Source organism: Thalassospira lucentensis (genome assembly GCF_011806425.1).
GTDB classification, from domain to species: domain Bacteria; phylum Pseudomonadota; class Alphaproteobacteria; order Rhodospirillales; family Thalassospiraceae; genus Thalassospira; species Thalassospira lucentensis_B.
On sequence record NZ_JAATOV010000001.1, the window covers coordinates 948,462 to 960,529 of the forward strand.

Annotated in this window: 11 protein-coding genes; all 11 read left to right on the forward strand. The window is 54.2% G+C overall.

The features are described from left to right. Window positions 1–71 precede the first annotated feature (71 nt). The 11 genes from HCZ99_RS04445 (at window position 72) to rpsO (ending at window position 12,023) form a co-directional block, all read left to right on the forward strand. A complete protein-coding gene (locus HCZ99_RS04445; RefSeq protein ID WP_167445624.1) occupies window positions 72–806 on the forward strand; it encodes a calcium-binding protein in 735 nt (244 codons plus the stop codon). 110 nt (window positions 807–916) lie between these two features. Beyond that, the gene (locus HCZ99_RS04450; RefSeq protein WP_167445625.1) at window positions 917–2,653 is read left to right on the forward strand and encodes a type I secretion system permease/ATPase; all 1,737 of its coding nucleotides are present in this window, start codon (window positions 917–919) and stop codon (window positions 2,651–2,653) included. Beyond that, a complete protein-coding gene (locus HCZ99_RS04455) occupies window positions 2,650–4,008 on the forward strand; it encodes an HlyD family type I secretion periplasmic adaptor subunit (RefSeq protein ID WP_167445626.1) in 1,359 nt (452 codons plus the stop codon). The genes HCZ99_RS04450 and HCZ99_RS04455 overlap by 4 nt, the downstream gene beginning before the upstream one ends. 122 nt (window positions 4,009–4,130) lie before the next feature. Continuing rightward, on the forward strand, window positions 4,131–4,751 hold the full coding sequence (locus HCZ99_RS04460; RefSeq protein WP_368484225.1) for a biliverdin-producing heme oxygenase: 621 nt from the start codon (window positions 4,131–4,133) through the stop codon (window positions 4,749–4,751). A gap of 152 nt (window positions 4,752–4,903) precedes the next feature. Continuing rightward, window positions 4,904–5,443, forward strand: a complete 540-nt coding sequence (gene rimP / locus HCZ99_RS04465; RefSeq protein WP_254869427.1) for a ribosome maturation factor RimP — start codon at window positions 4,904–4,906, stop codon at window positions 5,441–5,443. Window positions 5,444–5,452: 9 nt separating this feature from the next. Further along, window positions 5,453–7,021: a transcription termination factor NusA gene (gene nusA, locus HCZ99_RS04470; protein ID WP_167445627.1), complete on the forward strand. Its 1,569-nt coding sequence runs from the start codon at window positions 5,453–5,455 to the stop codon at window positions 7,019–7,021. 18 nt (window positions 7,022–7,039) lie between these two features. Then, complete coding sequence (locus HCZ99_RS04475) at window positions 7,040–7,630, forward strand: RNA-binding protein (RefSeq protein WP_167445628.1); 591 nt, start codon at window positions 7,040–7,042, stop codon at window positions 7,628–7,630. An 80-nt stretch (window positions 7,631–7,710) separates the two neighbouring features. Continuing rightward, a complete protein-coding gene (gene infB, locus HCZ99_RS04480) occupies window positions 7,711–10,374 on the forward strand; it encodes a translation initiation factor IF-2 (protein ID WP_167445629.1) in 2,664 nt (887 codons plus the stop codon). 16 nt (window positions 10,375–10,390) lie between these two features. Continuing rightward, window positions 10,391–10,810: a 30S ribosome-binding factor RbfA gene (gene rbfA / locus HCZ99_RS04485; RefSeq protein ID WP_167445630.1), complete on the forward strand. Its 420-nt coding sequence runs from the start codon at window positions 10,391–10,393 to the stop codon at window positions 10,808–10,810. Continuing rightward, window positions 10,810–11,736 (forward strand): tRNA pseudouridine(55) synthase TruB, encoded by a 927-nt coding sequence (gene truB / locus HCZ99_RS04490; RefSeq protein WP_167445631.1) that lies wholly within the window; start codon window positions 10,810–10,812, stop codon window positions 11,734–11,736. The genes rbfA and truB overlap by 1 nt, the downstream gene beginning before the upstream one ends. 17 nt (window positions 11,737–11,753) lie before the next feature. Beyond that, window positions 11,754–12,023, forward strand: coding sequence for a 30S ribosomal protein S15 (rpsO, locus tag HCZ99_RS04495; RefSeq protein ID WP_167445632.1), 270 nt, complete (start codon window positions 11,754–11,756; stop codon window positions 12,021–12,023). The last annotated feature ends 45 nt before the right edge of the window (window positions 12,024–12,068 follow it).

The window sequence follows — 12,068 nt, forward strand, 5'->3', positions numbered from 1 at the left end:
TTTGTTGTAATGAGAGTCATTCTCATGTCGTTGTCCGTTGGTTGGGCAATAACATGACAGGAGAAATCAAAATGACGGCTACGATTAATTTGAATGCAGATTCCTCTGGAAACGGTGTTGACCTGCATGGTGTGTTTGAAGATTTCAACGCGAACTTTTCGCTTGGCTCAGGCAACCACGGATCCTTCTATGATGGTGCTCTGCCCGGCGGCATGGGTGGGACGCAATATTATGCGGCGGATATGGATAGTAGTAGTTCATATACCGGTGGCGTTCTCGCAACTGCCGGGGCGACTGATTTTGCCTATGACCAAAGCTCCCACACCATTACCGGTGATCTCGAAGGTTTTTCCTTTGGCAGTACCCGCGCATATGACGCCACTGCCGGTCAGTACGAATTTTCGGATTCTTCGGTTGATATTGCGAATCTGGGTATTTCGGGAAGCGACACCAACAGCGTGCTCACCGGCATCTATACCGGAAGCACTTCCACACTTGAATCTGCTCTGGATCAAGGTGTCGAAATCAACGGCAGTACCGGGGATGATGTCATCGGAGGTTGGGCTGGCGATGATGTTCTGACCGGCAATGGTGGTGCGGATATCTTTGAATTCGATACGTCGTCCGATTTTGGTGACGATACCGTGAACGATTTTACCGATGGTACCGACCTTCTTGATATTGATTATGCCTCAGTCACGGTTGCTGATGATGGCAACGGCAATGCGCTGATCACCCATGACAATGGCACGATCACGCTGACCGGTGTTGATTACACCGATATCGACGCAACTGACTTCGTTTAACAAAACGGCCCGTCCCACAAGCGGCGGAACGGGCACAATGTCTTGATTGCAGGGTGTCGCGTAACAGCGACACCCACCCCACCATAAAACATCTTTGGAATATAAAAAACGTGTTTGGCAAATCTTCTGCCCAAAGCACTGCGCACAGTGCATCCCAATCACCAATTGGATCGGCGATTGCGTCATTGCGTCGCGTGTTTTGGGTTGTTGCGGGATTAAGTGGCGTCTCAAACTTGCTGATGCTGACAGGCCCGCTTTTTATGCTCCAGGTGTATGATCGGGTTTTGGCCAGTCAGAGTGTCCCGACCTTGCTGGCCTTGGTTTTGTTGATGATTGGTCTTTATCTGTTTTTGGGCAGTGTGGATGCGCTGCGTGCACGGATGCTGGTTCGTATTGGCTGGCGTGTGGACGAACAAATTGGCCCAAAGGCACTCGCACAAACGCTGGCCATTCGGCTGCGCAATGGTCGGGATATGGCCCGCCCGCTTAACGACCTTGATCAAATTCGCCAATTTCTAAGCGGTGCCGGACCGATTGCTATTTGCGATTTGCCGTGGATGCCACTTTTTTTGGGAATTGTGTTTGTTTTTCATCCTTGGCTTGGCGTGCTGGCACTGGCTGGCGGGGTTGTTTTAATCATTCTGACATTGATCAGCGAATGGACAACTCGCAAAAAAGTAGCGCAGATGAATGCGCAAACCACTGCGCGCAACAACCTTGTCGAGGCCGGTTGTCGCAATGCCGAAGCCATCCGAGCAATGGGAATGTTGGCAGCGTTTAGGCGGCAATGGGCGACCCTCAATGATCGGTATTTGAGCGATAACACCGCTGTCGGTGACGTAAATTCAACCTTTTCGGCCTATATAAAGGTGATCCGTTTGGCTTTGCAGTCCGGTGTCCTTGCCCTTGGTGCCTATCTTGCGATTGCCCAGGAAGTCACGCCGGGGGCGATGATTGCAGCGTCTATTTTAACCGCACGGGCGCTGTCGCCCGTCGAGCAAGCAATTGCCAACTGGCGTGGATTTGTATCAGCCAGGCAATCGCGCGATCGTCTTGATCAGATACTCGGCACTCAGGAAACGGAGTGCGACCGTCTTGAATTGCCCGCCCCAAAAGAAAGTTTAATGGTTTCAAACCTTGTGGTTGCCACCCCGGGTGGGAAAGCCGCAACCCCGCAAAAGGTCCTGTTGCGGGTCAATGAATTGACGCTGAAGGCCGGGGACGGTTTGGGAATTATCGGTCCAAGCGGATCTGGAAAATCGACCCTTGGACGGGCCATTTTGGGGATGGGCACAATCCGTGGCGGTACCATCCGTCTGGATGGCGCGGAATTATCGCATTGGGATCCGGACCGTTTGGGTCGTTATATTGGGTATCTGCCACAAGATGTCGAACTGTTTGATGACACGGTTGCGCGCAATATTGCCCGTCTGATGCCAGATGCCCGGTCCGACGATATCGTATCGGCTGCGCGCGCGGCCGGAGTGCATGATCTGATCCAATCTTTGCCAAATGGTTACGATACCCGGGTTGGGGCCGGTGGTGTTGTTTTGTCGGGGGGTCAACGCCAGCGGATCGGCTTGGCGCGTGCCCTGTTTGGTGATCCGTTTCTGATTGTCCTTGATGAACCCAATTCAAATCTTGATGGCGCGGGCGAACAGTCCCTTTTGCAGGCGGTTCGAGATGCACGCGCGCGTGGGGCCATTGTTGTTTTGATTGCCCACCGACCGGGTGCGCTGGCGACGGTCAATTTAACAACCATCATTCAGGATGGGCGTCAGGTCGCATTTGGCGCCCGCGATGACATCTTGCGCAAGACCGTGCGACAAGTGGGAGAAATGGCATGATCGGTATCGGCCATAAACTGCTTGCTGGGCTTGGCAATGACAACGTTCAAAATACCAACTTTTCTGCCGCACAGCGCACCTTGCAAAGTCACATGGTGTGGGGCGGCGGACTTGTTCTTGCCCTGATGTCCGGGATCATTGTGTGGTTGTTTTCAGCCCAGCTTTCCGGTGCGGTCGTGGCGCCGGGGAAAATGGTTGTCGAGAGTAACGTCAAAGATGTTCAGCACGCAGATGGCGGCATTGTCGGTGAAATTCATGTTCATAACGGGGATCGGGTCAAGGCCGGGGATCTTCTGATCCGGCTGGATGATACGATGGCGCGTGCCAGCCTTGGTATTGTGAATTCCCAGCTTGATGCGCTAAGCGCCCGTCGCATGCGTTTGATCGCCGAGCGTGACCTTCGCGATGATTTTGTCCAACCTGAGATTTTCAAAAATCGCCATCAGAACGCAAACCTTTCTGATCTTGTCGCGGCCGAGCAGCGCCTGTTTGCTGCACGCCGCGATAGTCTGAAGGGTCAAAAGCAACAGCTTGCGCAAAAACTGGCGCAGCTTTCCGAGACGGTGACGGGCTTAAGCGCCCAGAAAACGGCGAATGAAGAAGAACGCAGACATATTGTCGATGAGCTTGGCGGCCTAGAGACACTGTTTGCCAAGCAACTTGTGCCAATTACGCGGGTTGCGGCATTGCGGCGGGAACGGGCCCGCCTTGATGGGACGCATGGGGAGCTTAGTGCGCAGATCGCGGCAACCCATATGCAGATTTCTGAAACACAAATGCAGATTTTGCAAATTGACCGCGAACGCCAGACCGAGGTTCTGTCGCAATTAACCGAGATTGATCAGCAACTGGCCGAACTGTTGCAACGCCAGATCGCCCTGAATGACCAATTGCGTCGGATCGATATACGGGCCCCCTATGACGGTACGGTTTACCAAATGGCGGTTCATACCGTCGGTGGTGTAATTGCCGGCGGTGACCGCATTATGGGGATTGTGCCTGATCGTGATGAATTGGTGATCGAGGCACGGGTTCATCCGCGTGATATTGAGCAAGTGATGCCGGGCCAGTCTGCAATGCTGCGATTTACCGCCTTTAATCAGCGCACAACACCGGAATTATCGGGCAAGGTGGCCCGGATTTCGGCGGACCTTGATCGTGATGAGCTGACCGGCGAAAGCTATTATGTGGTGCGTGTCCGCATCGGCGCTGGCGAAGTTGCCAAGCTTGGGGGACAGGAACTGGTGCCGGGCATGCCGGTTGAGACCTTTTTGGCAACCGGCGAGCGTTCAGCCCTTAGTTATCTGTTCAAGCCCTTGTCTGATCAGTTCGCCCGCGCCTTTCGCGAAGATTAAGCGAAATGTCGATAATGTCGGGCAAGGATCAGATATCCGTGTCTCAGGATCGTTTCAGACTCTAGGGGGCCGACGGACATCCGTTGGCCAAAATAAACCGGGTCTAAACGAGGGACTTTGATGTGAACGAGATAACGCAGGTCGACCTGAAGCCTTCATTGGCCGATGCACCAACCCGATTGGCAGATTTAAAGCAATCAACGCGCAGTGATCATCAAAGTGTCGATGACATGGTGATGGAAATGGCGCCGTTTGATAGCCGTGCAAACTACGCTCGGTTTTTGCGTCTGCAGTATATCTTTCATAAGGCGATGCTGCCGCTTTATCAGGCGAAAGACCTGAACCAGTTGATGCCGGGTCTTGCCGCGCGCAGCCGATATGATGCGGTGTCAAAGGATCTTGCCGATCTTGGATGCGCTATACCTGCGGGCGGGAGTCGGGACGAGATACCCCAGACAGGTATCTCACGAATTGGTTGGCTTTATGTCTGCGAAGGATCGTCACTTGGTGCGGCCTTTTTGTTCAAGGCGGCGGCGGGAATTGGCCTTGGGGCCGATTTCGGCGCACGTCATTTGGCCGCGCATAGCGATGGTCGGGGCCGGCATTGGCGGGAATTTGTGACCCAAGTCAACGGCTTGTCACTAGATGCCAGCGAAGAACAAGCCGTGCGCGATGGTGCGTGTGCTGCTTTTGCGTTCTTTCGCAACTTGTTGACGGTCGAGGCAGCAGGCAACGCGAATTGACAATCCCACGGTTGAAAGGCGGGCGCTTTGGGTATCCTGACTTGATTTCTGCGCAAACCGGCTGTATAAAGCCGCCAAGCTTTTTGTAAAACCGGACAAAGAGTGGGCCTCGCGCCCGCTCTTTTGTGCATTTTGGGGTATGGCATCGCTATATGGCCGAACTGATTGGACAGCAGTTAAAAGACCCGTTGATGGCGAAGGTCACGGAAATCATCGAACCGTCGATCAACGCGCTGGGTTTTGAACTTGTCCGCGTCTCCATGACCGGACAGGACCACAATATCCTGCAGATCATGGTAGATCATGCGGATGCCAAAGGCCGCATCACTGTTACTGAATGCGCCGAAGTCAGCCGAACTGTATCTGCCCTGATGGATGTCGAGGATCCGATTTCGGGTGCTTATCACCTTGAAGTTAGCTCCCCGGGGATCGACCGCCCGTTAACCCGTGCACCGCATTTTGAAGTGTGGAAGGGGTTTGAGGCAAAGGTCGAACTTGCGATGGCCAAAGACGGCCGTCGCCGTTTCAGCGGTTTGCTGGACGGGATTGAAGATAATGCGGTCGCCCTGATTGTCGATGGCGAACGTGTCTTGTTGCCGCTGGCCGATATCGCAAAGTCGAAATTGGTGCTGACGGATGAATTGATCGCGCATGTCACCGGCGACCGCCGGAATGACGACACCGCAGAATAGAGGTTGGATATGGAAGCCACTTCGGGAATGCCACGGCCAGAACTTTTGCAGGTTGCTGATGCCGTTGCCCGTGAAAAGGGCATTGATCGTGATGAAGTTCTTGGCGCAATGGAGCAGGCCATTCAGAAGGCTGGCCGTTCCAGATATGGCCATGAGCATGATATCCGTGCCCATATTGACCGGAAAACGGGCGAAATCAAACTCGCACGTTTCGTCGAAGTTACCGATGATATCGAAAACGACTTCACCCAAATGTCGCTCGAGCAGGCGCGCATTCGTGACGAAAATATCAATCTGGGTGAATACCTGATTGATCCGTTGCCGCCGATTGACTTTGGACGTATCGCTGCACAGACCGCCAAACAGGTGATCGTTCAGAAAGTGCGCGACGCAGAGCGTGAACGTCAGTTTGAAGAATACAAAGACCGTGCTGATGAAGTCATCAACGGTTTGGTCAAGCGTGTTGAATTTGGCAACGTTCTGGTCGATATCGGCCGTGCTGAAGCCATCCTGCGCCGCGAAGAACTGATCCCGCGTGAAACGGTGCGTCAGGGTGATCGCGTTCGCGCAGTCATCCTTGATGTTCGTCGTGAACAGCGTGGCCCGCAGATCTTCTTGTCGCGGACCCATCCTGCTTTCATGGCAAAATTGTTTGCCCAGGAAGTGCCGGAAATCTACGACGGTATTATCCAGATTAAATCGGTTGCCCGTGATCCGGGTTCGCGCGCGAAAATTTCGGTTCAGTCGTCAGACACCTCGATCGATCCGGTCGGTGCCTGTGTCGGTATGCGTGGTTCACGTGTACAGGCTGTTGTTGCCGAATTGCAGGGCGAAAAAATCGATATCATTCAGTGGTCGGAAGACCCGGCAACTTTCGTTGTGAACGCATTGGCCCCGGCCGAAGTCACCAAAGTTGTTCTGGATGAAGAAACCAATCGCATCGAAGTCGTTGTGCCTGATGATCAGCTGAGCCTGGCCATTGGTCGTCGCGGTCAGAACGTGCGTCTGGCATCCCAGCTGACCGGTTGGGATATCGACATTCTGACCGAAGAAGACGAAAGCGAACGTCGTCAGGAAGAAGCGCGCAAGCGTGCGGAAATGTTCATCAAAGCCCTTGATGTTGATGAAGTTATCGCCCATCTCCTGGTCGCCGAAGGCTTTACCTCGGTCGAGGAAGTTGGCTATGTGCCGTTGGCCGAGTTGGCAGAAATCGAAGGTTTCGAAGAAGAAATCGCCGAAGAACTGCGCAACCGTGCCCGTACCTTCCTGTCGGACGAGGCAGAACGACTTCAGAAGCGTCGTGAGGAACTTAAAGTTTCTGATGATCTGGTCGAATTTAACGGCCTGTCATTGGCGGTTGTTGTTCGCCTTGGCGAGAATGACGTCAAAAATCTTGAAGACTTCGCCGATCTGGCAAGTGACGAGTTGATCGAATTTGTTGGCGATGCCGACAACATCACCTTGGATCAGGCCAATGACATGATCATGGAAGCCCGTCGCAAGCTTGGCTGGTTCGATGGTCTTGAAGAAGAGACCACTGAAACCGCCGAAGATGCGGTCGAGGGTGAACAGGCCTAAGGCCGATCGGAGGACGCCATGTCGCATCGCAAAGGCGGCAAGGTAGCCGAGGTTCCGGAACGCCGGTGTATCGTCACCGGCGAAGTCCGGCCCAAGGAAGATCTTCTCAGGGTTGTGATCGGACCAGATGGTTCGGTCGTTCCCGACCTTGAAGAACGGTTACCGGGACGGGGATTATGGTTGTGCCCGTCGCGGGATGTGATAAATACCGCTTGTGCAAAGAATGCCTTTGCCCGGGCGGCACGGCAAAAAGTCGTGATCGACTCCGAGCTTGCAGACCGGATCGAACAGCTGCTTACGCAGAAATGTCTTGATCTGTTGTCGCTTGCACGACGTGCCGGTCAAGCCGTTGCCGGGTTTGAAAAAGTACGTGCCCAGATTGCTGAGGGTGCGGCGATGATATTGGCAGCACGCGATGGTGCTGCGGACGGAAAATCCAAGATCGAGGCCAAGGCCCGGTATCTGCCGATTTATTCCGTTCTGGACGCTGCTGAAATCGGCGCGGCTTTTGGTCGCGAAAAAGCAGTACATGTGGCCGTTGCGCCAGGAGGCTTGGCTAAACAGCTGGGTCGTTCCTTGAAGCGGCTTGAAGGATTTCGCGCAGTCTGACAACAGGCATGCGCCGGACGGACAGGACAGGATCGACATGTGAAGTTGATCCCGCAGGAAATGAGGAAGTTGGACGGATTATGAGTGATCGCGATCAGGAGAAGAAACCGCTGAGCCTCAACAGATCGAAACTTGAATTGAGCAAGACGGTCGAGGCAGGGCAGGTTCGCCAAAACTTCTCACACGGACGGTCCAAATCTGTGACCGTCGAAGTGCGCAAGAAGCGGACATTCGAAAAGAACGAATCCGGCCGCTTCCGTGAAGTGAAAAAGGATCTCGTGGCAGAGGAGCCGCAAGCGGCACCGGAAGCCAAGCCAGAGCCGGAAGTTAAAAAAGAACCGGCTAAACAAGCCAAGAAACGCCCGGTCGTTGAAGACCACGGCAATCTTACCAACAGCGAGCGTGCCACCCGTATGGCTGCTTTGAAGGCTGCTGAAGAGCGCCGCAAGCAGGAAGAGGCCGAAGCTGAGGTGCGTGCGCGCGAAGAAGCTGCACGCAAAGTCGAAGAAGAAGCGCGTAAGGCCGAAGAAGCGAAAGCTGCTGAGAAAGCAGAAGAAGCATCGCCGAAAGACGATTCTGTTTCTGTCGAAGATGTCGAGAAATCGATTGCTGCTTCGACGGCAAAAGGCAAAACGTCCAAACCAAAACCGGTTGGTAAACCAAAAGCCGCTGAGGAAATCATGCCCGGCGAGCCGGCGGAACCGCTTGTGCCTGAGGAACGTCGCCGTGCAGCGCCGGCCGCAGCCAAGACCAAAAGCCGCAAGGAAATTGACGAAGAAAATGCCCGTCTGGCAGCGCGTAAGCGCGCCGAGGAAGAGGCAAAAGGCGGTGCTGCGCGCGCCAAAACTGATGATGGGCGCCGTCGCGGCAAACTGTCGATCAACAATGCCATGAGCGGTGACGAAAGTGGTCGTCGTCGTTCGATGGCATCGATCAAACGCCAGCAGGCAAAAGCAAAGGCCCGTGCCCAGGGTCCGCAAAAACCTAAGGAGAAAGTCGTGCGTGATGTGGTCGTCCCTGACGTCATTACCGTTCAGGAACTTGCCAACCGTATGGCTGAACGTGCTGCAGATGTAATCAAGTGCCTGATGGGCATGGGCGTTATGGCCACCATCAACCAGAGCCTTGATCCGGATACTGCACAGCTTGTTGTCGAAGAATTCGGCCATAACATGAAACGTGTTTCGGACGCTGATATCGAAGAATCGCTGGTATCTGTTGATGAAAATGACGATCAGCTGGTCGGCCGTCCGCCGGTCGTGACCGTCATGGGCCACGTTGACCACGGTAAAACCTCTCTGCTTGATGCCCTGCGCGCAACCGACGTTGCCAGCGGTGAAGCCGGTGGTATTACCCAGCACATTGGTGCGTATCAGGTCACCATGGCGACCGGTGCGAAAATCACCTTCATCGATACCCCGGGCCACGCTGCATTTACCGAAATGCGTTCGCGCGGTGCGAAGGTTACCGATATCGTTGTTCTTGTTGTTGCTGCCGATGACTCGGTCATGCCGCAAACGATCGAAGCCATTAGCCACGCCAAGGCTGCTGGTGTTCCGATGATTATTGCGATCAACAAAATCGACAAGCCGGGTGCGGATGTCTCACGCGTTAAGACCCAGCTGCTTCAGCATGAAGTCGTGGTCGAGGAAATGGGCGGTGACGTCCAGGCTGTTGAAGTTTCGGCGAAACAGCGTCTTGGCCTGACCGAGCTTGAAGAAGCCATCTTGCTGCAGTCTGAGGTTCTTGACCTTAAAGCCAATCCGAAACGTGTTGCCGACGGCGTTGTCGTCGAAGCCCGTATGGAAAAAGGCCGTGGTCCAGTTGCAACCGTTCTGGTTCAGCGCGGCACTTTGAAAACCGGTGATATCTTTGTTTCCGGTGCTGAGTGGGGCCGTGTACGTGCCTTGATCGATGATCACGGTACCCGTGTTGCCGACGCCATTCCGGGCATGCCTGTTGAGGTCACCGGCCTGAACGGTGTTCCGTCGGCTGGTGATGACTTCGTGGTTGTCGAAAACGAAGCCAAAGCACGTGAAGTTTCTGATTTCCGTCAGCGTCGTATCCGCGAAACGCAGGCTGCGGCGATGAAGAAATCCGCACTTGAAAACATGTTCGCACAAAGCGGCGAAGTTAAAGAACTTCCGATCGTCATCAAAGGTGACGTGCAGGGTTCTGTCGAAGCCCTTATCGGCACCTTGCAGAAGCTTGGTAACGAAGAAGTTTCGGTTCGCGTCCTGCACAGTGGCGTTGGCGGTATCAACGAGTCGGATGTCACCCTTGCCCGTGCATCGAATGCGTTGATCATCGGCTTTAACGTGCGTGCGAACCAGCAGGCCCGTGAACAGTCACGCCGCGACAACGTGGATATTCGTTACTATTCGATCATCTATGATGTTGCAGATGACATCAAAAAGATGCTGTCGGGTATGCTGTCACCAGAAGTTCGCGAGAAGTTCCTGGGTTACGCCGAAATCCGCGACCTGTTTACCATCTCTGGCAACAAGATCGCCGGTTGTATGGTTACCGAAGGTACCGTCAAACGTGGTGCGGGTGTCCGCCTTCTGCGCGACAACGTTGTCATCCACTCGGGCGAACTCTCGACCCTGCGTCGCTTCAAGGACGAAGTCAAAGAAGTCCGTGAGGGCTATGAATGTGGTATGTCCTTCGCCAAGTATAATGATCTGCAGGTCGGCGATGTGATCGAGTGCTTCGAAAACGAGGAAATCGCTGTCGAACTGTAAGGCGGTGAGGAACGAAATGGCGAAGCAACCAGCCAAAGCACCAAGTCAGCGACAGCTTCGCGTGGCGGAAGAAATCCGCCAGGCGCTGTCGCAGGCATTGGAACGCGGTGATATTTACGAACCGGAACTGACCCGGCGCCCGGTTACCATTACGGGCGTCAGTCTTTCACCGGATATGCGCAATGCGATGATCTCCTTCACGCCACTTGGCGGGGGGGACGCGGAAAGCTCGCTTAAGGCTTTGACGCGTCAGAAAGGTCATCTGCGCAACCATGTGGCCCAAAAGGTGCACATGAAATATGTGCCTGCATTGCGATTTGTCGAAGACAAAAGTTTTGATGTCGCGGATCATATCGGCGCCTTGTTGCGCGATCCGCACGTGGCCCAAGATATTTCGGATAACGGTTCAAATGAGCCGGAAAATGAGGACGACTGATGGCGCGTCGTCGTCGCGGGAATAGTATTAATGGCTGGCTGGCCGTCGATAAGCCCCTTGAGATCACGTCATCGACTGTGGTCAATCAGGTGCGTCGTCTGTTAGATGCGGCCAAGGCTGGACACGGTGGGACTCTTGACCCGCTGGCGTCTGGTGTGTTGCCAATTGCCTTTGGCGAAGCGACCAAAACGGTTGCATATGTCATGGATGGCAGCAAAAGTTATCGTGTGACGCTGAAATTCGGCGAAGCACGCAGCACGGATGATGCAGAAGGCGACGTTATTGAAACGTCCGACCATCGTCCGAGCGCAGACGAAATTAAGGCTGTGCTGAATGAATTCATTGGTGAAATTCAGCAGGTGCCGCCAAAGTTTTCGGCGATCAAGGTCAATGGCAAGCGTGCCTATGATCTGGCGCGCCGCGATGAAGACGTGGTGTTAAAACCGCGTCCGATTCTGATCAAGGATCTTCGACTGGTCGACATGCCAGATCGCGATCATGCTGTGTTCGATGTTGTATCGGGCAAAGGGGCATATATGCGATCTTTGGCGCGCGATATTGCGCTGCGCCTTGGGACTGTCGGCTATATCGCCGGGCTTCGCCGTACGTCGGCGGGGCCATTTTCGGAAGGTGATTCCATTCGTTTGCAGGATCTGCTCGAAATGGACCCCGAAGAGGTGTTGAAGAAAATGCTTCCGGTTGAGACCGCGCTGGACGACATCCCGGCGCTGGCCCTGACCGAAGTCGAGGCGCAACGCCTTTCATCTGGCCAATCCGTTGGATTGTTGCCGGTTGCAAAGCGAAGTGCCCTCGAAAACCCCGTCGTGCAGGACGAGATCGTCTGTGCCATGCTCAATGACCGCGCTGTTGCGTTGGCTGAGATAAGTGGTGGCGAAATTCGACCTGTGCGTGTTTTTAATCTCTAAAGGCGAAAGGATGCCTGATGTCGATTACTGCTGAACGCAAATCCGAGCTGATCAAAGAATTTGGTCAGAAAGAAGGTGACACCGGTTCCCCCGAAGTACAGGTTTCAATCCTGACCGAACGGATCAAGAACCTTACCGAGCACATGAAAGAGCACAAGCACGACTTCCATAGCCGTCGTGGTCTTCTCATGATGGTTGGTCAGCGTCGCCGTCTGCTCAAGTATCTGCAGCGCAAAGACCAGTCGCGTTACGAGACGATCATTGAACGTCTCGGCATTCGCCGCTGATTTCGAACTGCGGCGGAGGGTCACCTCCGCCGTCGTTTTTTATTG

Coding starts and splice junctions, on each gene's coding strand:
- HCZ99_RS04445 (WP_167445624.1), top strand. CDS start 72: ATGACGGCTACGATTAATTTGAATGCAGATTCCTCTGGAAACGGTGTT.
- HCZ99_RS04455 (WP_167445626.1), top strand. CDS start 2,650: ATGATCGGTATCGGCCATAAACTGCTTGCTGGGCTTGGCAATGACAAC.
- rimP (WP_254869427.1), top strand. CDS start 4,904: ATGGCCGAACTGATTGGACAGCAGTTAAAAGACCCGTTGATGGCGAAG.
- nusA (WP_167445627.1), top strand. CDS start 5,453: ATGGAAGCCACTTCGGGAATGCCACGGCCAGAACTTTTGCAGGTTGCT.
- HCZ99_RS04475 (WP_167445628.1), top strand. CDS start 7,040: ATGTCGCATCGCAAAGGCGGCAAGGTAGCCGAGGTTCCGGAACGCCGG.
- infB (WP_167445629.1), top strand. CDS start 7,711: ATGAGTGATCGCGATCAGGAGAAGAAACCGCTGAGCCTCAACAGATCG.
- rbfA (WP_167445630.1), top strand. CDS start 10,391: ATGGCGAAGCAACCAGCCAAAGCACCAAGTCAGCGACAGCTTCGCGTG.
- truB (WP_167445631.1), top strand. CDS start 10,810: ATGGCGCGTCGTCGTCGCGGGAATAGTATTAATGGCTGGCTGGCCGTC.
- rpsO (WP_167445632.1), top strand. CDS start 11,754: ATGTCGATTACTGCTGAACGCAAATCCGAGCTGATCAAAGAATTTGGT.